Annotated in this window: 21 protein-coding genes; 18 read left to right on the top strand and 3 right to left on the bottom strand. The window is 67.1% G+C overall.

All coding sequences use genetic code 11. The annotated features are described in order from the left end of the window. Positions 1-142: 142 nt before the first annotated feature. From AB8619_RS14395 to cysS, 7 genes are all read left to right on the top strand, one after another. The gene (locus AB8619_RS14395) at positions 143-460 is read left to right on the top strand and encodes a WhiB family transcriptional regulator (protein WP_436793325.1); all 318 of its coding nucleotides are present in this window, start codon (positions 143-145) and stop codon (positions 458-460) included. A gap of 162 nt (positions 461-622) precedes the next feature. Beyond that, positions 623-1,489, top strand: coding sequence for a phenylalanine 4-monooxygenase (locus tag AB8619_RS14390; protein ID WP_436793324.1), 867 nt, complete (start codon positions 623-625; stop codon positions 1,487-1,489). After that, a complete protein-coding gene (gene hppD, locus AB8619_RS14385; protein ID WP_436793323.1) occupies positions 1,486-2,613 on the top strand; it encodes a 4-hydroxyphenylpyruvate dioxygenase in 1,128 nt (375 codons plus the stop codon). The genes AB8619_RS14390 and hppD overlap by 4 nt, the downstream gene beginning before the upstream one ends. A gap of 2 nt (positions 2,614-2,615) precedes the next feature. Continuing rightward, on the top strand, positions 2,616-3,722 hold the full coding sequence (locus tag AB8619_RS14380; protein ID WP_436793322.1) for a histidinol-phosphate transaminase: 1,107 nt from the start codon (positions 2,616-2,618) through the stop codon (positions 3,720-3,722). Then, positions 3,719-4,882: a fumarylacetoacetase gene (gene fahA, locus AB8619_RS14375; RefSeq protein WP_436793321.1), complete on the top strand. Its 1,164-nt coding sequence runs from the start codon at positions 3,719-3,721 to the stop codon at positions 4,880-4,882. The genes AB8619_RS14380 and fahA overlap by 4 nt, the downstream gene beginning before the upstream one ends. Beyond that, positions 4,879-6,048: a homogentisate 1,2-dioxygenase gene (locus AB8619_RS14370; protein ID WP_436793320.1), complete on the top strand. Its 1,170-nt coding sequence runs from the start codon at positions 4,879-4,881 to the stop codon at positions 6,046-6,048. Before fahA ends, AB8619_RS14370 begins: the two co-directional genes overlap by 4 nt. 43 nt (positions 6,049-6,091) lie before the next feature. Continuing rightward, positions 6,092-7,426: a cysteine--tRNA ligase gene (cysS, locus tag AB8619_RS14365; protein ID WP_436793319.1), complete on the top strand. Its 1,335-nt coding sequence runs from the start codon at positions 6,092-6,094 to the stop codon at positions 7,424-7,426. A gap of 3 nt (positions 7,427-7,429) precedes the next feature. On the opposite strand, the gene AB8619_RS14360 is transcribed toward cysS, so the two are convergent. Further along, on the bottom strand, positions 7,430-8,836 hold the full coding sequence (locus tag AB8619_RS14360) for a zf-HC2 domain-containing protein (RefSeq protein ID WP_436793318.1): 1,407 nt from the start codon (positions 8,834-8,836) through the stop codon (positions 7,430-7,432). A gap of 204 nt (positions 8,837-9,040) precedes the next feature. Between AB8619_RS14360 and AB8619_RS14355 the strand changes: the two genes are divergently transcribed. From AB8619_RS14355 to AB8619_RS14315, 9 genes are all read left to right on the top strand, one after another. Beyond that, the gene (locus AB8619_RS14355) at positions 9,041-10,279 is read left to right on the top strand and encodes an acyl-CoA dehydrogenase family protein (protein WP_436793317.1); all 1,239 of its coding nucleotides are present in this window, start codon (positions 9,041-9,043) and stop codon (positions 10,277-10,279) included. 138 nt (positions 10,280-10,417) lie between these two features. Continuing rightward, the gene (locus tag AB8619_RS14350; protein ID WP_436793316.1) at positions 10,418-11,527 is read left to right on the top strand and encodes a tyrosine-type recombinase/integrase; all 1,110 of its coding nucleotides are present in this window, start codon (positions 10,418-10,420) and stop codon (positions 11,525-11,527) included. Beyond that, on the top strand, positions 11,524-12,039 hold the full coding sequence (locus AB8619_RS14345) for a hypothetical protein (RefSeq protein WP_436793315.1): 516 nt from the start codon (positions 11,524-11,526) through the stop codon (positions 12,037-12,039). Before AB8619_RS14350 ends, AB8619_RS14345 begins: the two co-directional genes overlap by 4 nt. Before the next feature lie 64 nt (positions 12,040-12,103). Further along, on the top strand, positions 12,104-12,343 hold the full coding sequence (locus tag AB8619_RS14340) for a hypothetical protein (protein WP_436793314.1): 240 nt from the start codon (positions 12,104-12,106) through the stop codon (positions 12,341-12,343). Positions 12,344-12,358: 15 nt separating this feature from the next. Further along, positions 12,359-12,613: a helix-turn-helix domain-containing protein gene (locus tag AB8619_RS14335; protein ID WP_436793313.1), complete on the top strand. Its 255-nt coding sequence runs from the start codon at positions 12,359-12,361 to the stop codon at positions 12,611-12,613. A gap of 158 nt (positions 12,614-12,771) precedes the next feature. Next, positions 12,772-15,507, top strand: coding sequence for a MobF family relaxase (gene mobF / locus AB8619_RS14330; protein WP_436793312.1), 2,736 nt, complete (start codon positions 12,772-12,774; stop codon positions 15,505-15,507). A 1,259-nt stretch (positions 15,508-16,766) separates the two neighbouring features. Continuing rightward, a complete protein-coding gene (locus AB8619_RS14325; protein WP_436796388.1) occupies positions 16,767-21,734 on the top strand; it encodes a DUF6531 domain-containing protein in 4,968 nt (1,655 codons plus the stop codon). Beyond that, complete coding sequence (locus tag AB8619_RS14320) at positions 21,735-22,172, top strand: hypothetical protein (protein WP_436793311.1); 438 nt, start codon at positions 21,735-21,737, stop codon at positions 22,170-22,172. Between the two features lie 199 nt (positions 22,173-22,371). After that, positions 22,372-22,497 carry a hypothetical protein gene (locus AB8619_RS14315; RefSeq protein ID WP_436793310.1) on the top strand — a complete coding sequence of 42 codons (126 nt, stop codon included), beginning with the start codon at positions 22,372-22,374 and terminating at the stop codon, positions 22,495-22,497. Positions 22,498-22,576: 79 nt separating this feature from the next. Here AB8619_RS14315 and AB8619_RS14310 read toward each other — a convergent pair whose 3' ends face one another. Continuing rightward, positions 22,577-23,104 (bottom strand): hypothetical protein, encoded by a 528-nt coding sequence (locus tag AB8619_RS14310; protein WP_436793309.1) that lies wholly within the window; start codon positions 23,102-23,104, stop codon positions 22,577-22,579. Between the two features lie 91 nt (positions 23,105-23,195). On the opposite strand from AB8619_RS14310, the gene AB8619_RS14305 reads away from it, so the two are divergent. Beyond that, entirely contained in the window at positions 23,196-23,822 is a 627-nt protein-coding gene (locus AB8619_RS14305) for a TetR/AcrR family transcriptional regulator (protein ID WP_436793308.1), read from the top strand. 10 nt (positions 23,823-23,832) lie between these two features. Here AB8619_RS14305 and AB8619_RS14300 read toward each other — a convergent pair whose 3' ends face one another. Next, complete coding sequence (locus AB8619_RS14300; protein WP_436793307.1) at positions 23,833-24,393, bottom strand: TetR family transcriptional regulator; 561 nt, start codon at positions 24,391-24,393, stop codon at positions 23,833-23,835. Positions 24,394-24,441: 48 nt separating this feature from the next. Here AB8619_RS14300 and AB8619_RS14295 point away from each other — a divergent pair, with 48 nt between their 5' ends. After that, complete coding sequence (locus tag AB8619_RS14295) at positions 24,442-25,671, top strand: amidohydrolase family protein (RefSeq protein ID WP_436793306.1); 1,230 nt, start codon at positions 24,442-24,444, stop codon at positions 25,669-25,671.

Here is a 25,671-nt window from a genome sequence, read left to right as displayed (position 1 = left end):
GGAACGGCGAGCCAGGGGGTGGGGGTTCTTCACGACATCGAAACACCGACCGCGTCCGTCACTTGATCTTGACGCGAGCCGATCAGCCGGTACCCTGGGATCGTCGTCGGGCGGAGACCGATTGCACCTTTCTGGAGTCTCCATGCCCGCACCAGTGTCCATCCGCTCGACCAGCGCCGACACCGCGCCCACGTTCGAGGAGCCGGGCGACATCTTCGCCTCGCCCGCGTTCATGGACCTCGGGTCCTGTCGCGGCGTCGACCCCGACATCTTCTTCCCCGACCGAGGTGACTCGCTCGCTCCGGCCAAAGCCGTCTGTGCCGAGTGCATCGTCCGCGACGAATGCCTCGAGTACGCCCTCGCCAACGGCGAGCGATTCGGCGTGTGGGGTGGCACCTCGGAGCGCGAGCGTCGCCGCATCCGTCGTGCTCGTCGCATCGCCGCCGAGAAGGTCGCCTGACCGGCTGCATCCGCCCCGATGCGGTTCATCCCGATCGATGTGCTCATCGAAGTCGCCCGTTGGTGGTCGATTCGTCGAGCAACACTCCATGAAATGACGCGAGCTGATCAGAACATCTAGGTAGCGCTTTACAGATCGTCCTCCCTGTTCCACCATGGGGGCGTGGAACTCGCAGCCGATCTCGTGCTGCCGGACGATCATCCGGGGGTCAACGACACCGAGTACCTCCGGCGCCGCGCCGCCATCGCGACCGTCGGCGCCGCGTGGGAACGCGGACAACCCATTCCCGAGGTCGAGTACTCCGCCGAAGAGGACGCCGTGTGGGCGACGGTCTCGAGTGAGCTCGCGGCACGCCACCAGCGATTCGCCTGCGCCGAGTATCTGGTGGGGGCCGAGGCGTTGGTCCTGCCCTCCGACCGTGTGCCGCAGCTGCGTGAGGTCGACGAACGGGTCCACGGCCTGACCGGGTTCCACGTGCACCCGGTGCCGGGCCTCGTGCCCACCCGACGCTTCTACGGCGACCTGGCCGACGGGGTCTTCAACTCGACCCAGTACATCCGCCACCACTCGGTGCCCTTCTACACACCGGAACCCGACATCGTCCACGAGATCATCGGACACGCGCAGATGCTGGCCTCGCCGGTGTTCGCCGACCTCTACCGCGCCGCCGGCGCGGCGAGTCGACGGGCCGAGACCGACGAGGCGCTCGAGTTCTTCTCGAAGGTCTTCTGGTTCACGCTCGAATTCGGCGTGGTCTGGGAGCCCGACGCTCAGGGGGCCGAGGAGCTCAAGACCTATGGAGCGGGGCTGCTCTCGTCCTACGGCGAGATCACCGAGTTCCGCGACGCCGAGATCCGACCGTGGGACCTCGGCGCGATGGGCACCACCACGTACGACATCACGACCTACCAGCCCGTGCTCTTCGCCGCCCCGTCGTTCGCCGAGATGGTCGACACGCTCGGCGCGTTCTTCGAGTCGTTCGACACCGAGACCCACCAACGCATCATCCAGGAGCAATCGACACCATGACCGCCACCTCCGTCCCCAGCGCATCGGCTCCCGCAGCGCAGCTCATCGGTTGGGACTGCATCGAGTTCTGGGTCGGCAACGCCCGCGCCACCGCCGGGTTCCTCATGTCGGCGTTCGGATTCACGTGCACGGGGTACTCCGGCCCGGAGACCGGTCACCGCGACAAGGTGAGCTACGTGCTCGAACAGGGCGACATCCGCTTCGTCATCACCGGTGCGCTCGACCCCGAGTCGCCGATCGCCGCCCACGTCCGCGAGCACGGCGACGGCGTCCACGACCTGGCATGGATCGTCGACGACGTCGTGGCTGCCCACGATGCGGCGATCGCACGCGGCGCCCGCTCCATCCGTGCCCCGTGGACGGAGGACGACGACGCCGGGACGCTCGTGCTCGCGACCATCGCCACCTATGGCGAGACGCAGCACACGTTCGTCGGTCGCAGTCGTTACGAAGGTCCCTCGCTCGCTCCTGGCTTCGTCGCCGACGACCTGCTGCCCGACCCCGTCGGTCCCGCCGTCGGGCTGGTCGGCATCGACCATGTCGTGGGCAACGTCCCCAAGGGCACGCTCGCCCACTGGGTCGACTTCTACGGCAAGGTGCTCGGCTTCGACCAGCTCGTCCACTTCGACGACGCCGCGATCTCGACCGAGTACTCGGCCCTGATGTCGACCGTCGTGTGGAACGGGTCGAAGATCGTCATGCCGATCAACGAGCCGGCCGACGGCAAGAAGAAGAGCCAGATCCAGGAGTACCTCGAGGCGTACCGCGGGGCGGGCGTGCAACACCTCGCGCTCGCCACCGGCGACATCGTCGGCACGGTCGCTGCGCTCCGCGAACGCGGCGTCCGCTTCATGACCGTGCCGGACACGTACTACCGCGAAGCCAAGGAGCGGCTGGCCGACGTCGACGACATCCCCTGGGACGACGTCGAGCGGTTGAACATCCTCGTCGACCGGGACCACGAAGGGCACCTGCTGCAGATCTTCACGGAGCCGATCATGGACCGCCCGACCGTGTTCTTCGAGATCATCGAACGGCGTGGCGCTCGTGGGTTCGGTGAAGGCAACTTCAAGGCCCTCTTCGAGGCAATCGAGCGCGATCAGGCGAGACGCGGCAATCTCTGACCGTGCCCACACCACGTTCGCTCGTCTCCCAGCTCCCCGCCTACCGACCCGGCCGATCGGCCGCCGACGCGATCGCCGCCCATGGCATCGACTCGGCGATCAAGTTGGCGTCCAACGAGCTCGCCTTCGAACCGCTCCCGAGCGTCCTCGACGTCATCGACCGTGCGGTCCTCGAACTGCACCGATACCCACGCCATGGCGCCCCGACACTGCGGTCCGCGTTGGCACAGCACCTCGGCGTCGACACCGCGCGCGTGGCGGTGGGGAACGGCTCGGTCGGGCTGATCCAGCAGCTGTGCCTCGGCTACGTCGATCCGGGAGATCGCGTGGTCTACGGCTGGCCGTCGTTCGAGGCGTACCCGGTCTTCGTGTCACTGGTCGGCGGTGAAGCCGTCGCCGTGCCCAACGACGGAGCGACGCTCGATGCCGACGCGATCGGCGATGCGATCGACGAGCGGACGAAGCTGGTCTTCATCGCGAACCCGAACAACCCGACGAGCACGGCACTGAGCGCAGACGACCTGACGTGGATCGCCGAGAACACGCCCGATTCCGCGTTGTTGGTCGTCGACGAGGCGTATCGCGAGTTCGTGACCGATCCGGAGGTTCCCGATGCCCTCGAGATCCTGGGCGACCGGGACAACGTCGCGGTGCTCCGGACCTTCTCCAAGGCCCATGGTCTCGCGGGACTCCGGGTCGGCTACCTGGTCGGGCGGGAACACGTCGTCGACACCGTCGACCGCCTGCTGGTGCCCTTCGCCGTCAACCACGTGGCGGAAGCGGCGGCGTGCGCCAGCCTCGAAGCGAACGTCGAAGTCCGTCGTCGTTGCAAGGAGACGACCGTCGAGCGCGACCGGACGGCCGACGTCCTGGCGGAGCTCGGATTCCCGGTTCCCGTCACGCAGACCAACTTCGTCTGGCTTCCGACCGGAGCGGCGAGCCGAGCCCTCGGCGAGAGCATGGAGCAGCGCGGCGTCGTCACGCGCGTGTTCCCCGACGTGGGGATCCGGGTCACGTCGGGCACGCCGGCCGAGAACGACCGGTTCCTCACCGCGTTCATCGAGGCGGGCGACGAGACCGACGCAGCAGCGCACTGGTTGACGCCGTGACCTGGATCGACGTTGCGTCCGACTCCGACTTCCCGGTCGAGAACCTGCCGATCGGCGTGGTGCGCGTCGACGGTCGGACCCGTGTCGCCACCCGCGTGGGCGACCACGTCGTCCCGATCGGCGACGTCATCGATGCGCCGATGTTCGAGCAGTCGACGGCGAACGACTTCCTGGGTGCCGGTCCCGCGACCTGGACCGAGATGCGTGAACGACTCACCGAGTGGCTGACCGACGCGGCGAACGCCCAGCCGCTGCGTTCGGTCGCCGAGGTCGAGGTGCTCCTCCCGGTCGCCATCGGCGACTACGTCGACTTCTACTCGTCGATCCACCACGCGACCCGGGTCGGTCGGCTCTTCCGCCCCGACGCCGAGCCGTTGCTTCCCAACTGGCGGCATCTGCCGATCGGCTACCACGGCCGTGCGGGGACGATCGTCGCCTCGGGCACGCCCGTCGCACGGCCGGCCGGTCTGATCGCCGGCCCCGACGAGGGCGTCGAGCGATCGCCGTCGCGCCAACTCGACTACGAGGCCGAGGTCGGGTTCGTCGTGGGTGTCGGCAACGACCGGGCAGACCCGGTCGACCCGAGCGACGCCGACCGACATGTCTTCGGCGCCGTGTTGGTGAACGACTGGTCGGCGCGCGACATCCAGTCGTTCGAGTACCAACCGCTCGGCCCGTTCCTCGGGAAGTCGTTCGCGACGACGATCTCGCCGTGGATCGTTCCGTTGGCGGCGCTCGCGCCCCACCGCGCCGCTCCTCCGGTGCAGGATCCACCGCCCGACGCGGCGCTGCGCGATCCCGGCAACGGTGCCATCGCGCTCCGGGTCGAAGCGGCGCTCAACGGCACCACGGTCTGTGGCGCCGACCTGGCCGATCTCTACTGGACCTTCGCGCAGCAGTTCGCCCATCTCACCAGCAACGGGGCGTCCACGCGGCCCGGTGACCTCTTCGCCACGGGCACCGTGAGCGGTCCCGGCGAGGGCGCGTCGGCCTGCCTGTTGGAAGCGACCGAGCGGGGCGCTCGCCCGGTGGTCCTCGACGACGGCACCGAGCGATCGTGGCTGGAGGACGGAGACGAGGTGACCCTCCGGGCGTGGGCGGGCGGATCGGACGGTCCGCGGATCGGATTCGGCGAGGCGACCGGGAGGATCGTGGGATGAGCCACTACCGCAGCATCGGCGACGTGCCGCGCAAGCGACACGTCCTCCACACGACCGCGGACGGCGAGCGACTCCGCGAGGAACTGATGGGGACACGCGGGTTCGCGGGGCCGTCGTCGTTGCTCTACCACCGCCGCTCCCCGAGCGACGTCCGCGAGATCGCAGACGTCGACGACCTCCGGTCGGGCCACGACTCCCTCCGGCCCAACCACCCGGTCTCGCCGCTGCACTTGAGGACGGGGGACCTGGGCGACGCCCTCGACCACGACCCGGTCCGTCACCGCCAGGTGCTCGCGGGGAACGGCGACCTGACGATCGCCGTCGTGCACGCGGCGTCGGTCAGCCCGCTCTATCGCAACGTCGTCGGCGACGAACTGGTCTACGTCCAGAGCGGGAGCGCTCGTGTCGACACCGTGTTCGGACCGCTCGACGTCGCCGCCGGCGACTATGTCGTCGTGCCGGCGGGGACGACGCATCGGTGGGTTCCCGCGGCGCGGATCCGAGCGCTGGTCATCGAGATGCGGGGCCATGTCGGGTTCCCCGATCGCTATCGGGGCGACAACGGGCAGTTCCTCGAACATGCGCCGTTCTGCGAGCGCGACCTCCGAGCGCCGACCGAGCCCCTCCTCGAGTCGGGTTCCGACGTCAACGTCCTCGTGCGCACGCGTCACGGGCTGACCGCGCACGGCCACGCCACCCACCCCTTCGACGTCGTCGGGTGGGACGGCACGCTGTATCCGCTGGCGTTGTCGATCCACGACTTCGAACCGATCGTCGGCAGCCTCCACCAACCGCCGCCCGTGCACCAGACCTTCGCCGGACCGGGGTTCGTCGTGTGCTCGTTCGTGCCGCGGCCCTTCGACTTCCATCCCGACGCGGTGAAGATCCCGTATCACCACAGCAACGTCGACTCGGACGAGGTCCTCTACTACGTCGACGGCGACTTCATGAGCCGCGCCGGTTCCGGGATCGCCGAAGGATCGATGTCGATCCACCCGGCGGGGTTCGTCCACGGTCCCCAGCCGGGCAGCTACGAGGGTTCGATCGACGCTCGCCGGACCGAGGAGACCGCCGTGATGATCGACACGTTCGCGCCCCTGGAGATCAGCGACGTCGCCCGGTCGATCAGCGATCCCGCGTATCCCCGGTCGTGGTCCGAGACCTGAACCCAGGCAGGAGGACACCGGGGCCTTCGGTAGCCTCGCCGCCGTGCTGCACCTCCATGACACCGCCCGCCGCGCGGTCGTGCCCTTCGTCCCCCGCGAGCCCGGGAAGGTCTCGATCTACGCCTGCGGTCCCACGGTGTACGGACCGCCACACCTCGGCCACGGTCGGAACCAGGTCACCTACGACCTGCTCCGCCGCTACCTGACCTGGGCCGGCAACGACGTCACGTTCGTCTCGAACATCACCGACATCGACGACAAGATCATCGAGCGGGCCAACACCGAAGCCCGTCCCTGGCAGGACATCACCCGCAAGTGCGAAGCGGTGTGGTTCCAGGCCATGGACCGACTGGGCATCATGCGCCCGGAGGCGACCCCGCACGCGACCGAGTACGTCGAGCAGATGGTCGCGCTCATCGAACGACTCGTGGCCGACGACGTGGCGTACGAGACCAGCGACGGCGTCTACCTCGACGTGTCGAAGGTCGACGGCTACGGACTCCTGGCGCACGGGTCGCTCGAGGACCTGCGCTCGGGCGCTCGCGTCGAGGCCAACGTGGAGAAGCGTTCGCCGCTCGACTTCGCCCTGTGGAAGAAGGCGAAGCCCGGCGAGCCGTCCTGGCCTGCACCCTTCGGAGACGGACGTCCGGGGTGGCACACCGAGTGCGTCGTCATGAGCATCGACATCCTCGGTGAGGGGTTCGACATCCATGCCGGCGGATCCGACCTGCAGTTCCCCCATCACGAGAACGAGCGCGCCCAGGCCGTCGCCGAGGGCAAGTCGTTCGCGAACTGGTGGTTCCACCACGGCATGGTCGAGATCGACGGCGAGAAGATGTCGAAGTCGCTCGGCAACGTCACGAGCCTCCTGGATCTGCTCGACCTGTTCGACCCGCGCGCCTTCCGGCTGCTGATCCTGCAGGCGCACTATCGGTCGCCCATCGACATCGCCGAGGACGCGATGCGCTCCAACGAGGCCGCGCTCGCTCGTCTCGACACCTTCGCTCGCACGTTCGCAGCCGATGCTGCGTCGGTCGACTCGGACCCGACGGTGCTCGATCGGTTCCGTCAGGCCATGGACGACGACCTCGACACGCCGGCAGCGATGGCGACGCTCTTCGATGCCGTCCGCGACGCGAACAAGAGCCGAGACCTCGCGGTGGCGTCGGCTGCGCTGGAGATCGCTGCTGCGCTCGGGATCGAGCTGGCGGGGGAAGCGGCAGCCGTTCCGGCAGAGATCACCGCCCTCGCCGCACAGCGGGACCAGGCGCGCGCCGACAAGGACTTCCCAGAAGCAGATCGTCTCCGCGACGAGATCGAGGCCGCGGGCTACGTGGTCGAGGACTCGGCCGCAGGCACCGCAGTGCGGGCCCGCTGACGATCAGCCGCCGAGGAGGCCGGTGAGTCCCTTGTCGATCGGTTCGACGATCGGGGCCAGCGGCGCGAGCGGGCCACCCACACCGATCGTGCCGCCACCGGGCTGAGGCTCGGAGCCGACCGAGATCGGTCCGACGGTCACGCCGGGATCCGATCCGACCTCGACAGCGATCGGCACGCCGCCCACGTCGGTCCCGATCTCGACGACCGGGTCGGACGAGCCGCCACCGGGCGGAGTCGTGGTCGGCGGGGGAGTGGTGCCGCCGCCGGAGTCGATCGGTGTGCCACCACCGGGGGGCGTCGTGCCGGAATCTTCGTCCTCGCCCAGGTCGACGAGCACGGCATCGTCGCGTCCGTTGCGGGCGCTCGCGCCCTTGACGCCGTCGAACTCCTCGTCGGCCGTGCCGAACGAGCGGGTGCCCGAGGTCCCGGACGTGCCGTTCGGGTCGAGGTCGATGGTCAGGTCGAGATCTGTCGGTCGGGGTGCTGCCAGCTCGGTGACGATGGGAGCGATCGGTGCGACCGCCTCGTCGTCACCGCCGGAGTTCGCCACGCTGACCATGGCGGCGCCGAGGACGCCGACACCGGCGGCGACCGCAGCCACGCCGGCGAGGACCTTCTCGCCGAAGCGCGACAGGCCGAGGCCCGATGCCGTGGCCACTGCCCCGGTCCAGGCGATGCGGACGTCGTCCTCGAGCATGGCGGGGAGCGCCGGCACGAGCATCGGGAGTCGCTTCGTCAGCGAAGCCATCGCCTGGTAGCGGTCGTTGCAGTCCGAGCAGAGGCGGAGGTGACGCTCGAGCTTCTCGACGTCGGCGCCCGGAAGGCTCCCGGCCACGTAGGCGTTGAGCCGCGACACCGCTCGCCCGCAGTTGCGTCCGGTGGCACCGCGGGTGTCGGCATGCAGGTACTGCTCGCGCAGACCCCGGCGTGCCCTGCTGGCGATCTTGACCGTGGCGTCGGCGTCGAGTTCGACCACCGCAGCGGCGTCGGCGACCGAGCACTTCTCGACCTGGCTGAGCCACAGTGCGGCTCGCCACCGTTCGGGGAGGCTGGCGAACGCGGTCGCGAGGACGAGTGTCTTCTCGCTGGTCTCGAACGGGGCGGGCGTGTCGCCCTGCGCCCGTCGGACGTCGATCGCGTGATGCCGGACTTGACGGAGCAGCGCCGTGGTGAAGTCACCGGCGGAGATGCGCTCGGCCCGGAGCGAGGTGAAGGTGCGGGCGAAACTCTCGGAGACGACCTCGACGGCGTCACGGGTGGTCCCGGTGAGGGCATAGGCCAGACGCCAGGTGGTCACGGCGTGCTTCTCGTACAGGGCGCGGAACGCGTCCTCGTCGCCGGTGACCGCTCGTTCGACCAGCGCGGCCCGGCCGCTGCGGTCGTGGAGGAGTTCGTCGTACTGCTGCATGTGGGGGAGCCCGCCTCTTCGTGTCCGTCGCTACTGAGGGGATTCGACCGAGTGTGGCCGTATCCCTTCCCTCCGTAGTGGGACGGTTAGCGTATTTCGCGGCGTTCGTTCCTTCAAGGCAGATGGCGCCGACTTCTTGCTCCACTCGGTTACCCCTCGGTAACTTGGACGGAGATCGATCTGACCATCCCGGAGGCATCCCCCATGGCCGAGTTCTCGCTCGCACTCAACGACGACCAGCTGCAGTTGCAGGACTGGGTCCACACGTTCGCCAAGGACGTCGTGCGTCCGGCGGGACAGGAGTGGGACGACAAGGAAGAATTCCCCTGGCCCATCGTGCAGCAGGCGGCCGAGATCGGCCTCTACGGCTTCGACTTCTTCGCCAACATGGCGATGGCGGACCCCACGGGACTCTCCATGCCCATCGCGCTCGAGGAGCTCTTCTGGGGCGACGCCGGAATCGCACTGTCGATCTTCGGCTCCGGCCTCGCTGCTGCGGGCATCGCCTCGAACGGCACGCCCGAGCAGGTCATGGAGTGGGTCCCGCAGTGCTTCGGCACCGCCGACGACCTCAAGGTCGCCGCCTACTGCGTCTCCGAGCCCGACGCCGGGTCCGACGTGTCGGGTCTGCGCACCAAGGCGGTCTACGACGAGGCCACCGACGAGTGGGTCCTCAACGGCACCAAGGCGTGGGCGACCAACGGTGGCATCGCTCACCTGCACGTCGTGACCGCGACCGTCGACTCCTCGCTCGGTTCCCGCGGTCAGGCCAGCTTCCTCGTTCCCGAGGGCACCGCCGGCATCGCGCAGGGTCAGAAGTACCTCAAGCACGGCATCAAGGCGTCGCACACGGCCGAGGTCGTCCTCACCGACTGCCGCATCCCGGGCCGCATGCTGCTCGGCGGCAAGGAGAAGCTCGACGCCAAGCTGGCCAAGGCCCGCGAGGGCGCCAAGACCGGCGAGAAGCAGCCGGCCATGGCCACCTTCGAGGCCACCCGTCCCGCGGTCGCCTCGATGGCCGTCGGCATCGCCCGGGCCGCCTACGAGATCGCCCTCGAGTACGCCCACGAGCGCACCGCCTTCGGTGTCCCGATCTTCGAGAACCAGGCGATCGCCTTCATGCTCGCCGACATGAAGACCGAGATCGACGCCTCACGTCTGCTCGTGCACCGTGCTGCGTGGCTGTCGAACAACGGCCCCGGCTACAAGTACGCCGAGGGCTCCATGTGCAAGCTCAAGGCCGGCCGCACCGCCGTCTGGGTCACCGAGCGCTCGATCCAGATCCTGGGTGGCTACGGCTACACCCGTGAGTACGACGTCGAGCGTTTCCACCGCGACGCCAAGATCATGGACATCTTCGAGGGCACCGAGCAGATCCAGCAGGGCATCATCGCCCGGGCCATCTCCGGCGGCCGGATCGACCCGTTGCGTCAGGACCGCTGACCTGCGGTTTCTCGTGATCTGAGCTGTCGAGAGGACCGGCCTATGGGTCGGTCCTCTCGCCGTTTCGGGTGTCCTGTCTGAGGTCCAAATTCCAGAAATCCCTACTCGTATCCCTACTTTTGCCCTACAGTTTCGGACGTGGCGACGATCCGCAAGCGGGGTGAAGGGGTCTACGAGGTCCGCGTGTTCGTCGGTCGAGACGAGCGCGGCAAGCCCATCCAGCGGTCCAAGACCGTGCGCGGCGGCAAGCGCGAGGCCGAGCGGGTCGCAGCCGAACTCGAGACCAAGCCATCGCGCGCCGGTGCGAAGACCGTCGCCGACGCGCTCGACGCCTGGGTCGAGATGAAGACGCCGACGTGGGCGGTCAGCTCGAAGCGCGACCAGGTCGGCCGGGCCAACGCGTTGAAGGCGGACGCCATCGGTTCGATCAGCGTCGCCCGTCTTGGTGTGGAGGAGGTCGACAAGTGGATCGCCCGCCGGCGCAAGCAGGGCAAGGGTGAAGGCACGATCCGCAACCAGCTCCAGGTGCTGCGCTCGGCACTACGCCAGGCCGAGCGCTGGGGATGGATCGCCGACAACCCGGCGACCAAGGCCGAGCTCAAACGACCGAAGCGAGTCGAGCGCGGCGTCATGTCCGACGACGAGGTCTTCGCCGTCCTCGACGCGGCCGCCGACCTCCACGAGATGGCTCCGATCGCGCTTCGTCTCGCTGCGGTGACCGGGGCTCGACGGTCTGAGTTGGCCGGCCTCCGCTGGGCAGCCGTCGACGGTGCCGAGATCGTCTTCGACCGCCAGATCGTCGTCGACCGCGCGCACCCCGATGCCGAACCGGGCGCGCCGGTCATCCGGGAGGACGCGACCAAGACCGGCGCCCGCCGCCGGGTCACCGTCGACGCCGAGACCGCATCGCTGCTCGCCGAGGCGAGAGTCGGTCGTGAGGACCTCGCCCCGTGGCTGTTCTCCGACACCGACGGCCCGCCCAACCCCGACCGGGTCAGCTGGTGGTGGAAGCGGGCCCGCGAGTCCGCCGACATCGACGAGTCGTGGCGCCTCCACGACCTCCGCCACTGGTCGGCAACTCAGGCCATCGCCGCCGGCTACGACGTCCAGACTGTCGCCCGCCGCCTCGGCCACGCCGACGCCACCACGACCCTTCGCGTGTACTCCCACGCCATCGACCGCTCCGACCCCGCCCTCGCCGAGGACCTCGGCAAGATCATGAAGCGACGAAAGCGACCCAAGCGATGAAGTGGGCCTTCACCGACGAAAGCTGGCGCAAGTCCACGTACCTCGTTGCGACCGTCGTGATTGAGACCGGCGCCATGAGCGCCGCGCGCTCCGAGGTCACGGCGTACCTACGAGGGAACCAGCGTCGGATCCACATGAACAAGGAGAGCGACGGTCGTCGCCGACAGTTCCTGGATCTGATCGAGTCTCTGGAACTCGAGGCGATCGCCGTGGTCGGTACGACGGCCGGTACGTCCATGCCCGATGCCCGTCGGCCGCTGATCGCCGAGACCGCCGGGGACCTCGCAGACCGAGGTGTGGCCAACTGGCTCATCGAGTCCGTGAACCACGTGCAGGACGGTCTCGATCGGGAGTCCATCGCAAACCGCCTGTCCCTGCTCGATCAGAGGCCGAGGATCCAGTACGACCATCGCCCTGCCCACACCGAACCGCTCCTGTGGGTGGCGGACGGGCTCGCCTGGGCTGTGGCCCGAGGGCGTCGTGCTCCGATCGAGGTGCGAAAGCTCCCCTAACGCGCAACACCCGGCTGCCCACCGTCCGGAGAGCGCACCGGGTGTACTTCCCACCCCTACTGGGGTGAGCAGGTCCAGTATCGCAGCCCCCGATGTCGCTGGCAACGCACTATCCAGCGAGGTGCGGTCGTATCGGGGGAGATTTCACGGCGGCGGCCGGATAAAGGACGTTCCCGGGAACGTTCACCGGAACGTTGGCGGGATCGTGAACCCGATCGTGAACGCAATCGTGAAGATCCCGGACAGAAATCTCGAAAAGAGAGCAAACAGGAACGCAAACAGGAACGTTCACCGGAACGGGTGATGGGTCAATCCGGTCATGGCCCACCACCTCGAACCCGTCCCACCCCTCCGGTCGACGTCCCGGTCGACCCGACTGACGCTCTCGATCGCCGAGGCTGCCGAACTGGTCGGCATCAGCCGGACGACGGCGTACGAACTCGCGCAGAGTGGTGAGCTCCCCACCGTTCGGCTCGGACGGCGGATCCTCGTCCCGGTCAACCAGCTCGCCGACATCCTCGGCACCGACGTCGACGCTGTCCTCGACGCGCTCCGCAGCCGACCGGCGTCATGACCAGACAGCGGCGCCGCCCCGAAGGACCGATCCGATCTTCACGATGCGGTTCACGGTCGGAGACCGAAAGAGCGGAGAACACGTTTGCAACCTGCCGGCTGCACGGCGTCCCCCGCCGTCCCGGGACGGGGGAATGACCGGTGGCGTTCGTTCGCCCGATGGGCGCCGAATCGGTCGCCTACCACGAGGCCACCGTGCTCGGCCGGGAAGACGACCACCCCGGAGCGGCCCTCGACTACTACGGCAGCCGGGGCGAGACCCCATTGCGCTGGGGCGGGCGGGGCACCCGGCTGCTCGGCTTGTCCGGACCGGTCGACTCGCGGGAATACAAGGCCATCTTCGGCCCCGGTGGCGCGGCCGATCCCGACACCCGGATCCGACTCGCCAACACCAAACGACCGGGGATGGAACTCGTCGTCAGCGCGCACAAGTCGGTCGCCGAGCTCGGGGTCATCGGCCGAGCCGACGACATGCACGCCGTCCTCGACGCCGAGCGCGACGCCACCCTCGAGTACCTCGAACAGCTGGTGTGCGAGCGAGGTGGCCGCCGGGGTCGAGCGGCGACGCCGACCCCGACCGGTGGCCTCGTCTACGCCCACACCCGCCACGCCACGACTCGCGCCGGCGACCCTGGCCCCCACGACCACGTGCTCATCGCCAACGTCTGCGCCATGTTCGACGAACGGGGCGGATGGAAAGGTGCACACACCGCCCTGATCCGCGAGCACGTCCACGCCGCCACGGCCGCCGGGCGGATGGCCGCAGCCCGGAAGGCGATCGAGCTCGGCTACGGGATCGTGCCCGACAACGGCCCATCCGGGAGGCTTCGCCACTGGGCCATCGCCGGTGTCGCGCAGGAGGTGATGGACCTCCACTCGAAGCGATCCGACGAGACCGACGACGCCCTCGACGAGGCCGGCTTCCATTCGTACCGGGCCCGGGGCATCGCCGCCCGCACCAGCCGATCAGCCAAACGGTTCGAAGCGGTTGACGACCTCGTGCCTCGATGGCGCCAAGAGCTGACCGACATCGGCTGGCACCCCGACCAAATCATCGAGAGCATCCGCAAGGCCGACACCCGACGGATCGCCCCCGCGATGCTCCATCCCGCCGACGTACGCGCCGTCGTCGAGCACCTCCTCGGACCGGACGGCCCGCTCGCCGCGCTGAAGGTCTTCAGCCGACGCGACGTCATGGTCGAAGCAGCACCCTTCCTCTACGGGCTCGACCCCGGCGAGCTCGACCGCGTGGTCGACGCCGTCCTCGACCACGGCGCCGCAATTCCGCTTGTCGCACGACCGGGTGCCGATGAGCAGCCCTTCGCCCCGGCGTGCGTGCTCGCCATCGAGACGGCCATAGCTCGGAGCATCGAGCGCGCTGCCGTACGTCGTGGCGCCCCGTCCGCGAGCTCGGAGCAGGTGGCCGCCGCGCTCCAATGGAAGGAGTCGACACTCGGACACCGGCTGACATCGGGCCAGCGCGCTGCCGTCGAAGCGATCTGCACCAGCGGTCGCGGCATCGACGTGATCGTCGGCGTGGCCGGCTCCGGAAAGACCACCGCCCTCGACGCAGTGCGAACCGCCTACCAGTCGGCCGGCTACCGAGTCGTGGGAACGGCCACATCGGGACAGGCCGCTCAGACTCTCGGCGCAGAAGCGCACGTGGACAGCTCGACCGTCGCGTCCCTGCTCTGGGGACTGGACCATGGCAGCGAGCAGCTCGACGAGTCGACCATGGTGATCCTCGACGAGGCAGGGATGACCGACGACCACCACCTCCTCCGCGTTCTCACCGCCGCCGACATGGCCCGGGCCAAGGTCATCCTCGTCGGCGACCACCGCCAGCTCGGCGCCGTCGGTCCCGGAGGCGGACTCGAAGGAGTCGCCGACCGCCAGGCCGTCCACGTCCTCGACGAGAACGTTCGCCAGCGGAACCTGGCCGAGCTGAGCGCACTCGCTCAACTCCGTCACGGGGACGTCCGCGAGGCGGTCGAGTGGTACTTGCGACAAGGCGCGGTCGAGGTCGAACCCCGTCGCAGTGCTGCGCTTGCCGCATGCGCTCGCTGTTGGGCCGAGGACATCCACATCGGGTACGACACGACGATGTTGGCTTGGCGCCGGACGAGCGTCGACGCGCTCAATGCCCTCGGCCGAGCGCACTGGGACAGCGCCGGCCGGCTCAGCGGTCCCGAGCTTCGCGCATCCGGGGGGCGCAGCTATCGGACAGGCGACCGAGTGGTGACGCTCGCACCCTCCGACGACCGATCGGTCGTCACCTCGACCCGCGCCACAGTGGTCGCCGTCGACGTCGATCGGCACGCCCTCACGATCGAGATGATCGACGGCCGCCAGCATGAGCTTGCCGGAGACGAGTTGTCTCACGACCGACTCGCCCACGGCTACGCCGTGACCGTCCACCGCTCGCAGGGAGCCACCCACGACACCGCCCACGTCCTCGAGGACGGCGGCGGACGCGAGCTGGCGTACGTGAAGATGAGCCGTGCGCGTGACCGAACGACGGTCTACGCCGTCGCCGACGATGTCGACCAGGTCGAGATCGACCTGCGGCGGGAGTGGGGGACCGAGCGGCGCCAACGCTGGGCCATCGACACCGGCACGCCGGTTACGGATCTACTCGAGGTCGAGAACTCCTACGCCGTCGCGCCGACCGAGTCGATGGCCCTCCGCCTCGCCCGAGTGGACCACGAACGCGACGTGCTCTGGTCCTCGATCCCGATCGACGAGTCGGCCGGCGTTGCTCCGGAGATCCAGCGCATCGAGTGGCTCGACCTCAACCCGGTCATGAAGGCGCGCCTCGACATGCTGAAGTTCGAGCGCAACGAACTGGCGCGTGGGCTCGATCCCCGGGCGGTTGAGCTCGGGTTGTCGCGATGACGTCCATCGGGGACGTCGGGAGCCGCCCCTCGAAGACGGACGGCGCCGATTGGGGGTCCTGAGTGTCTCCGGGGAACCGTCGCATTCAGGTCGTCAGACGACAAATCATGTGTTGCAGGTCGGAGACGAATGGCTCATAGTTCGTAGAACTAGTCGTTCAGCACGAAACGGTGGGTGCGGTGAAAGCTCTTCGAAGCTTTGTAGGCGTGTTGGTTCTCTGTCCGATGTTGGCAATTGCGCAGCCAGTGCTCGCTGCACCAGATCTATCCCCTTACGAGTTGTTGTCGCAATCGACGCAAGGGGAACAAGCAGAGTTTGCTTCCGCCGGCTCGGGCGGCTCTCTCTCCGCGGACGGAACGATGTTCGTCTTTGACTCGCTTGCGAGCAACTTGGTCCCAGGCGATACAAACCAAATCTCAGACATCTTTCTACGTGACCGTGCTACCGGAACCACGACACGTTTGAGTGTGAAAGACGACGGCACCGAAAGCGATGGATATAGTTGGGACCCCGTTATAACACCAGACGGCCAGTTCGTCGCATTCTCCACATCGGCTGGGCTCCTCTCCGAGGATACGAACGGTACTCAGGATGTTTATCGGGTAGAGGTATCTTCAGGAACTTTGGACCTTCTGAGTGTCTCTACCTCTGGTGCTCTGGCGAATGGCAGCAGTCGCATTCCGTCAATCAGCGACGACGGTAATCTCGTCGCATTCGAATCGAGCGCCTCGAACCTAGTTTCCGGAGACATCGGAGCGAAGGACGTGTTTCTCCGTGATGTAGCGGCTCAAACAACAACGCGTCTCAGCACATCAACCACTGGCGGGCAGGCGAGTCACGACAGCAGTGAACCTGATATCAGTGGCGACGGGACAACGGTTGCATTTGCGTCTCGTGCTTCGAACGTCGTCTCCGGCCCCGATGCCAACGGCTCGTCGAATGACGTATTTGTTCGATCACTAAGCACTGGTGTTACTGAACGAGTAAGTGAGAACTCTCAGGGCGTACAGAGCGACAAGCCCAGTACGCGACCATCCTTGAGCAGCAACGGTCAGATAGTCGCCTTTGAGTCGCTCGCGACGAACTTTGTAGTCCCAAACAATGGGCCCTACGATTGGGATATTTTTCGTCATGACCGATCCACTGGCGCAACGCTACTTGTGAGCGCTGTGACGGGTGGGGAACCATCTCCTTGCGTCAACTCAGGCTCTTCGTGTTCGTCCATATACACGAGCATTAGCGCTGACGGTTCAATCGTGATGTTCAGCTCGGTAGACCAGTTTCTCACGTCGCCATCGGGAAGCGTGCAGTCCGATGTTTACCTTCATGACTTCGAGACTCGAACCACGACCATTCTGAGTGCGACCGACAGTGAGGCTGTGTGGCAGGCGACGGCACTGAGCGCAGACGGCTCATTCGCGGCACTTGGACTTGATCGCCAGTACTGGGGGATTGGAACCGGATTGTCCCCACGACTGGCGCCCGAGGGCCTCTTTGGGCCTGGCCGTCGTTCCGGTGGTTACGCCAGCGATCCGGTCAACACTGCGACGGGCAACTTCACGACCACAACCATCGACGTAGCGGGCTCCGTGGCGGTGCACGGAGTTGAGGTGTCCCGGACATATAACGCTCTGGATGATGGTGCGACGAGCCTCGGGCGCGGATGGCGCCTTGGTTACGACGCCAACTTGGATGGTGCTGTCGGCCAATCGGTCGAGATGGTCGACCACGACGGACGCCGGATCACCTTCGAATGGGACGGCGCCGGCTGGGACCGCCCGGAGGAGATGTTCGGCGACCTAGTCGACGATGGTGACGGGACGCTGTCGATCGAGTACTTCGACGGCGAGGTCTGGGAATTCGATACAACTGGCCGGCTCGCTCGATTGTCTGACTCGAGCGGTCAGAGCGTCGACCTGGTACGGGATGGTGCTGGTCTGCTTCAGTCAGCCGTCTCATCGACGGGCGCCGCGCTCTCATTCACCTATGCGCTTGGACGGCTGGAGTCGGTGACGACGGACGACGGCCGCACGGTCTCCTATACCTACAACGCTGCTGGCGACCTCACGGAGGTCACGCATCCTGATGGGGGCACGACGGAGTACGACGTTGATCCCGACGGCCGAATCGTGGAACACCGGGACCAGGGCGGGCGCCTCGTCGTCGCGAACGAGTACGACACCGAGGGCAGGATCCGCCAGCAGACCGGGCCCAACGGTGCGGTGGCGACCTTCACGTACAACCCAGATGGCACGACGACGGTGTCGAACTCCGGCAACGGCACGGTCACGACCTACCACCACGACGACGCTGGTCGCTTGACCTCGATCGTCGATCCGTTCGGTGCCGTCATGTCGAAGACCTACGACGACGACGGCAACCTCACGGCAGCCGTCGATCGCAATACCAACGGCTTCTCCCAGCTCTACGACGACCACGGCAACGTCACGCAGACCACCGACCAGGCCGGTGCAGTGTCGTCGACCGCCTACGACTCCCTCGATCGACCCATCTCCTACACCGACGACACCGGTACGACCGAGTTCGTCTACGCCGGCTCGGAACGAACTCCCACCGAGATCATCGGCGTCGACGACGAACCACTCTCGCTCGGAATCACAAACGGCCTCATCGAGTCGATGACGGACGCCGACGGCGTCGTGCGCACCATGGCGTACGACGCTCGTCGCAACCTGACATCGGTGACCAACGGGGCGGGTGAAACGACGACGTACACGTACGACGGCGCTGGCAGGCGACTCACCGAGACCACACCCCTCGGGCATACGACCACGTATACCTACGACGCAATGGGTCGGGTGACCTCGGTTACCGACCCGACCGGCGCCCTCACCACGACCACCTACGACACCAGCGGCCGGGTGCTCACCCTCACCGACCCGGCCGGCGGCGTCACCACGAACACGTACGATCCCGCCGGCAACCTGGCAACCGTGACCGACGCGCTCGGCGGGGTCACGTCGTACACCTACGACTCGCAAGGCAACCAGCTCACCGAGTCTCGACCCGGTGGCGCCGTCACTACCCACAGCTACGACGGCCTCAACCGGCTCATCGCCACGACTGACCCAACCGGAGTCGTGACCGAGTTCACGCACGACGATGAGGGCAATGTCACCGCCGTCACCAACAGCGACGACGAGTCCTGGGTCACGGTCCACGACGGACGAGATCGGATCGTGTCCGAAACCGACCCCCTCGGCAACACGACTGCGTACACCTACGACGACCAAGACCGGATCACCTCGGTGACCGACCCGCTCGATGAGACCACGACCTACGTCTACGACCAGGCCGGCAACCTGACGTCGACTCATCATCCCGACGGCGGCGTCGCGACGGCCACCTATTCGCCAGCCGGACGACTGCTCACCGAGACCGACCCTCTCGGCCACACAACGTCACATGGCTATGACGCCGCCGGCCGGTTGGCCTCGGTCACCAAACCGGATGGGGGCACAACTACCACCGTCTATGACGACGACGGGCGAACGACGACGCAGATAAGTCCCACCGGCCGAACCACTCAGTACACCCACGACCCAGCAGGGAGGGTGCTGAGCTCAACCGGTCCGGACGGCGCGACCACCATCTTCACCTATACGGCCCGAGGCGAGACGGCCACCGTGACGGATTCGCTCAGCGCGCTCACCCAGTACACGTGGGATCTGCTCAGTCGCCTCGACACCGTCACTGATCCCAACGGAGGCGTCACCGGGCACACCTACGACGGTCGGGGCAACCGGACCACTCGCACGGACGCGAACGGAAACGCCGAATCCTGGACCTACGACCTCGCTGACCGGCTTCTGAGCCACACCGACAAGCTCGGCGAAACCACGACCTTCGCGTACGACATCCTCGGCCGTCTGGCTTCCACGACTGACGCAGCCGGGCTCACTGAGACGATCGGTTACGACGGGGCAGACCGTCCCATCACGCATACCTACGGCGACGGAACCGCGATCACGACGGGCTACGACGCCGCAGGACGACGAACCTCGAGCAGCGGCCCAGAGGGGACCACGAACTTCACTCTCGACGCGATGGGTCGCGTGCTCACCGACGCCGGGCCAAACGGCACCCTTGCGTACACGTACGATTTGGCCGGCCGGCGCACCTCGATGTCGTACCCAGATGGGACCACAACTGCCTATGGATACGACCCGGTGGGCCGACTCACCTCAGTCGACCACCCAGACCTCGGAGTCGCCACCTACGACTTCGACCTCGACGGCTACCTGCTCCGGGAGAACCTCCCGGGTGGGAGCTACCGTAGCTATGCGCTCGACCAGGCGGGACGAACGGTCGACTTCACACAGGTCCTAAGCGGGACTAAGCGCTACCGGCCCACGTACGACACCAACGGGCAGGTCACGGCTTTGGCGGTCGGAAGTATCGGCGGAAGCGACGACGAGGCCTACACCTACGATCCAGCCGGCCAGCTGCTCAGCGCCACCCGCGGTGCGGCGGGCACCGGCGACGACCGCACCCACACCTACGACGCAGTGGGCAACGTCGCCTCGCAGACGCGAGGAACGGCGACCGACACGTACACGACGAACGCGGGCGACCAACTCGTCACCGACCTGCGCAGCGGGACGACAGCCTGGAACTACTCCTACGACGACGCAGGACGCGAGGTCGAGCGCAAGCGGAACAACAACAACTACGTCTCGACCACATACGACGCCCGTGGCCTGCCCGACACGATCACCACGAAGGCCGGATCCGGCAACCCCACCGTCGAGACGCGCACCTACGACACCGACAAGCTCCTCTCAGCCGTCTCGTACACCGACCCGGACGGCACTAGCCGCAACTACGAGCTGCGCTGGGACCGCACCCGCGACATCCCGGAACTCGCCAGCATCTCGATCGACGGGACCGAGCATCAAGTCATCGCCGGACTCGGCGAACTGGGCACAGTCGACTCGACGGGCCAGGCCGCGCTGTTCTCACGCGACGCTTTCGGCTCCATCCTCAAGACCACGGCGACATCCCACCTGACGAGAGCCACACGCTTCTTCGCCAGCGGCGAGCCAGCCGCCGGCCATGCCAACCAACAGGCGCCTTCTCTCGGGTACCGCGGCGAACTCCACCTCGGCGAAAGCCTGCACCTCCGAGCACGTGATCTCGAGGTCCGAGTTGGTCGGTTCACGACCAAGGACCCGCTCGACGGGAAGCCAGGCATGACGACCCTGACCAACCTCTATCACTACGTCGACAACGCGCCGACCAACCGCGTGGATCCCTTGGGCACCTCATCGGTCACCGACGACGAGATCCGCTGGCAGACGGACCCCTACGTCGAGGCGGCGAACGCGCTTCTCAACGGCTGGTGGGAGACCACGCGAGTTGAGGTAGGTGCGATGGCAGGCCCCGTCCTGAGACTCGGCGGATACTCAGATGACTACGTTCAACTGGTCAACCATTGGCAGCTCAGCTGGTTCGCGCAGATCGACTCGCTTCGGGTAGACGTACGACCGTACGTACGAGCGCTCGCTTCTGCGGGTGCCATCGACGTCGACCTCTTTGCCGCGCTGTTCTCGATAACTGAGAGCGTGGCCAGCACGTTCCCAGAGGCGCCGGCTCGACGCGGTGGGATTAGCGGATGGATCCACGGCGGGCTGGACGTCGCAGGACTGATTCCAGCGATCGGGGAGGTGGCGGACCTCCTCAACGCTGGCTACTACCTGGTCGAGGGTGACGGCCTGAACGCAGGCATCTCGGCAGCAGGGCTCATCCCATTCCTTGGCCAAGGTGCTACGAGCCTCCGCTTGGCTGGGCGAGTCTCGAACGCCAGTCGCGTCGCCGAACTCGACGTTGGTACCTACGGGGACCTCGCACGGCGAAGCGTGGGCGACGGCCTGACCCCCGATCACGTCCCGTCGTTCGCAGCGGTGCGTCGGAACGTAGAAGAGTCTCTTGGACGAGAGCTGCGGCCAGACGAGGTGCGCCATCTTCGCAACAACACGAACTGCGTGGTTGTGTGCACCCAGCGGCATCAGGCAGCTTCCCGAACGTTTGGCGGCCGGAACTCGCCGGCGCAGATCGCCAGCGACGCAGCCGATCTTGGTGCCGCCGCTCGGCGGGATCTTGCCGAACTGCGTCGTGATCTACTTCAACGGGGATTCTCGAGACACCACATCGACCGGGCCTTCGAACGGTTGCACCAGCTGAACCGGCAGGATGGGAGGTACTAGGTGGCCACACCAATCGACTTGCTTGGGCGATCCCTCACCGACATCGACTGGACTGAACTTGGGTTGGATCGCCCGGCCACAGAGGAGATCGACGGAAGGGTGTATGCCGAGTTCCCCCACCACGGGTTCGACCTCGTCGCCGATGCAGCGGGGACCGTCACGACCGTCCATCTCTGCTCCGCCCGGCTCGACGGCTACACCGAGTACCGCTGGGAACTTCCGGCGGGGATCGCGTTCGGCAACGACCGTGAGGAACTGCTTGACAGGCTCGGTGATCCCACACGATCCGGAGAGGCGCGTGTCATCCAACCGTTCGGCAACACACCTGCCTGGGACCTATGGAGGCTCGGCAGCACGACGGTCCATTGCCGGTACCCCCCGGGAGGTGTGGACCTCGTTTCGGTCGCACTCGACGAGAAGTCACACGAAGCGTCGTAGCAGTCTTCAGATCGACGCCACCTTCTTCACGGACGAAGCTTGCCGATGCCATCCGTGTCGAACGGGCTGACGGGCCCTGACCCACCGCTCGTGTGGTCCAGCTAGAGGTCCGCGTCCCTACTCGCATCCCTACAACTGCTCGGTACGGGCCAACACCAGCCGACACGAAGTCCGGAAAAGACCAGTTCAGACGGGGTGAATGGCACTCGACGGACGGGCTGAATCGACCATGGACATCTTCGAGGGCACCGAGCAGATCCAGCAGGGCATCATCGCCCGAGCCATCAGCGGCGGCCGGATCGACCCCCTCCGCCAGAATCGCTGACCAGTCGTCGATCCTGACGCACCGAACGCGCCGATCGGCGCGTTCGGTGCAGATGCGCGCCTGAACGTGCCGAACCTCCTCATTCGGGGGAGGGGTAGACCGACATCACATAGGGGATGTCGAACGGCGCCTGCTCGAACGACTCGGGGTCCCACTGGGAACATGGCGCCGTGAACGGATTCCCGGCGAACACGTGCAGGGCGGCGTTGTTGGTGTCGAGCGGGTTCTCGATGGCGTGGACGGCATCGGCGCCCATCAGCGAGACGACGCCGGCGTCGTACTCCTTGCCGCTCGCGGCCTCGAGTCCGTGCGACGTGCGTCGGTAGAAGGTGTTGTGCTCGCGGCCCGCGTAATAGGCGCAGGCGCTCCACGATCCGTGGTCGTGCGGCAAGAACGCGAATCCCGGAGCGTTCACGATCTGGAGGATCGTGAGCTCGTCCGAGACGTGCACGGGGACGGACTTCTGCTGGTCGGCGGGCAGCGCTGCGAGCAGGTCGGCGGGTCGGGCAACCGCACGCTCGAGCACCTCCTTGAGTGCGGCTTGGGGACGGTCCTCCGCGAGTGCAGACCGGCAGTCGATGACGAGCTGATCGAGGTCGGTGCTCATGTGGAGCTCCCTTCAGGGGCGGGGCGTTGGCAATGTGATTGGATTCGAGTATCATCATGAGAGTGGACTCTCATGTCAAGGAGAATCCCTGATGGGCGACGGTCGCGTCAACCAGAAGGCCAGGACTCGGGAGGCGATCCTCTCGGCGGCGATCGAGATCTTCCGGGAAGGCCGGGAGCCCACGGTTCCGGATGCGGCCGAACGAGCACGCGTGTCGCCGGCGACCGCGTACCGCTACTTCACCTCCGCCGATGATCTCCAGGACGAAGCGTCAGCGGAGCTGCTGTCCTTCGTGTCGACCAGCGACGAGGTCGGCCCGGCAATCGATGCGGCCGGCGACGATGTCCACGCTCGGTTGGACGCCTTGGTCCGGACCCTCGGCTGGCGGATGCTCACCGACCAAGCGCCGTTCCGGCAGCAGGCCAAGGCGGGGCATGAGCGCTGGTTCGCACGCCAAGGAGCCGGAGGCGACGACACCGAGGTGCGAGCCGGTCGTCGCACCAAGTTCATCCGTCAGGTCGTCCAGCCGCTCGAGAGTCGTCTGTCCCGATCGGAGCTCGAGCAGTTGGTCGCAGCCCTCATCATCGGCTTCGGCACCGAAGCTGCCACGTCACTCACCGATGTCGCTCAGCTGGATCCCGAAGCCGCGCTCGAGGTCATGGCCAGAACGTGTCGCTGGATCCTCGACGGAGCACTCGCCGACGCGGGCGGCCGATAGGTCGCGGGCGTCAGCTCCGCGGCGCGAGCAGGAGGTCGGCGGCGGAGTCGACGGCCTCGATCACCCCGTCGATCGAGCGCCGGCCCTGTGACCACTCGCGCAGGCTCGAGTCGAGAACGGCGTCCATCACGTCGACGATGCGACGGCGGCGGTCGGCACGGATCCGGCGCAGCGAGACGCCGAACGCATCCTGTTGGCGGGTCGCGAACTCTCGGTAGAGCGTCCGAGCATCGTCGTCGGTCGTGGAACGGAGCGCGTCGAGGTGGGTGTAGACGCTGGGGAACCGTTCGAACGACCGGATGGCGCGGCCGTACGCCTCCTTGACCTCGTCGACGCTGGTCGTCGCGGTCGAGCGACGGACGTCGTCGGGGAAGCGCCCGGACCACTCGAGGAGCGCCGCCGCCAGCAGGTGGTCCTTCGACGTGAAGTAGCGGTACACGGTGGCGATGGCCGCGTCCGCGGCCCGGACGACGTCGCGCATCTGCACGTCGTCGTACGACCGGGACTGCATCAGCCCGACTGTCGCACGGACGATCCGAGTCCTGGTCTCACTGCTGGTGGCATCCGACACGAGAACAATGTTCTACCATCTGGCCGAGACCACGATCCGGGGGGACCCATGTCCGTCATCGACGACGCCGAGCACTACACGATCATCACGGCAGACAGCCACGCCGGCGGGAGCCACGCGCAGTACCGCGAGTACCTCGACAAGCGGTACCGCGACGACTTCGACGCCTGGCGAGGCGAGTACAAGAACCCGTACAAGGACCTCGGCGACACGAGGAAGCTCCGGAACTGGGACGACGAGCTGCGGAACTCCCAGCAGGAGGCCGACGGCATCGTCGCCGAGGTCGTGTTCCCCAACACGGTCCCGCCGTTCTTCCCCAGCTTCGTCCTCTTCGCCAAGCCGCCCAAGCCCGAGGAGTACGAACATCGCATCGCTGGCGTCCGTGCGCACAACCGGTGGCTGGTCGACTTCTGCAACGAGTTCCCCGACCGACGTGCCGGCGTGGGCCAGATCTTCCTCAACGACGTCGACGACGCGCTCGACGACGTCCGGTGGATCAAGGAGCACGGCCTGCGTGGCGGTGTCCTGCTGCCGAACATCCCGCCGGACTGCCCGTGGATGCGTCCGCTCCACGACCCCTGCTACGACCCGGTGTGGGAGCTGTGCCAGGACCTCGAGGTCCCGGTCACGATCCACGGGGGCACCGGCAACCCCGACTACGGGCCCTACGCGGTCTCGATGCTGCTCTACATCACCGAGACCGGCTTCTACTCGCAGCGTCCGCTGTCGCAGTTCATCCTGTCCGGGGTGTTCGAGCGGTTCCCGCGGCTCAAGTTCGTGATGACCGAGGTCGGCTGCGCCTGGGTGCCGCCGCTGCTCGAGCGCCTCGACGGCACCATCCGCAGCATCCGCGACACCGGTGCCACCGGCGAGATCCGGTACGGCGACGACCACGTCTTGAAGAAGGACGCGTCCGAGTACTTCGCCCAGAACGTGTGGATCGGGGTCAGCCAGCCCGGGCTCGCCGACGTCGCGGCTCGCCACGTGGTGGGCGTCGACCGGTTCATGTGGGGCAGCGACTATCCCCACGACGAGGGCACGCACCCCTACACGCGTGAGCACCTGCGCTCCCGCTTCGCAGACGTCGACCCGGCCGAGGTGAAGATGATGCTCACCGACAACGCCGCCGACCTCTACGGCTTCGACGTCGATGCACTGGCACCCCTCGGCAAGAAGTTCGGGCCGACGGTCGGCGAGATCCGCACCCCGATCGACGAGGTCCCCGACAAGACGCTTGAGCGACTCTCGGGCGACATGGACCCCAAGGCCATCAAGTGA

It is taken from the genome of Actinospongiicola halichondriae (assembly GCF_049103745.1).
Lineage (GTDB): Bacteria > Actinomycetota > Acidimicrobiia > Acidimicrobiales > Salinilacustritrichaceae > Salinilacustrithrix > Salinilacustrithrix halichondriae.
The sequence above is the reverse complement of the archived record's forward strand: the minus strand, read 5'-3'. Positions and strand labels throughout refer to the sequence as shown.

Bases quoted from the DNA above. Each gene is read 5' to 3' on its own strand.
- AB8619_RS14395 (WP_436793325.1), top strand. From the start codon at position 143: ATGCCCGCACCAGTGTCCATCCGCTCGACCAGCGCCGACACCGCGCCC.
- hppD (WP_436793323.1), top strand. From the start codon at position 1,486: ATGACCGCCACCTCCGTCCCCAGCGCATCGGCTCCCGCAGCGCAGCTC.
- AB8619_RS14370 (WP_436793320.1), top strand. From the start codon at position 4,879: ATGAGCCACTACCGCAGCATCGGCGACGTGCCGCGCAAGCGACACGTC.
- AB8619_RS14360 (WP_436793318.1), bottom strand. From the start codon at position 8,836: ATGCAGCAGTACGACGAACTCCTCCACGACCGCAGCGGCCGGGCCGCG.
- AB8619_RS14355 (WP_436793317.1), top strand. From the start codon at position 9,041: ATGGCCGAGTTCTCGCTCGCACTCAACGACGACCAGCTGCAGTTGCAG.
- AB8619_RS14345 (WP_436793315.1), top strand. From the start codon at position 11,524: ATGAAGTGGGCCTTCACCGACGAAAGCTGGCGCAAGTCCACGTACCTC.
- AB8619_RS14335 (WP_436793313.1), top strand. From the start codon at position 12,359: ATGGCCCACCACCTCGAACCCGTCCCACCCCTCCGGTCGACGTCCCGG.
- mobF (WP_436793312.1), top strand. From the start codon at position 12,772: ATGGGCGCCGAATCGGTCGCCTACCACGAGGCCACCGTGCTCGGCCGG.
- AB8619_RS14325 (WP_436796388.1), top strand. From the start codon at position 16,767: ATGTTCAGCTCGGTAGACCAGTTTCTCACGTCGCCATCGGGAAGCGTG.
- AB8619_RS14315 (WP_436793310.1), top strand. From the start codon at position 22,372: ATGGCACTCGACGGACGGGCTGAATCGACCATGGACATCTTCGAGGGC.
- AB8619_RS14310 (WP_436793309.1), bottom strand. From the start codon at position 23,104: ATGAGCACCGACCTCGATCAGCTCGTCATCGACTGCCGGTCTGCACTC.
- AB8619_RS14305 (WP_436793308.1), top strand. From the start codon at position 23,196: ATGGGCGACGGTCGCGTCAACCAGAAGGCCAGGACTCGGGAGGCGATC.
- AB8619_RS14295 (WP_436793306.1), top strand. From the start codon at position 24,442: ATGTCCGTCATCGACGACGCCGAGCACTACACGATCATCACGGCAGAC.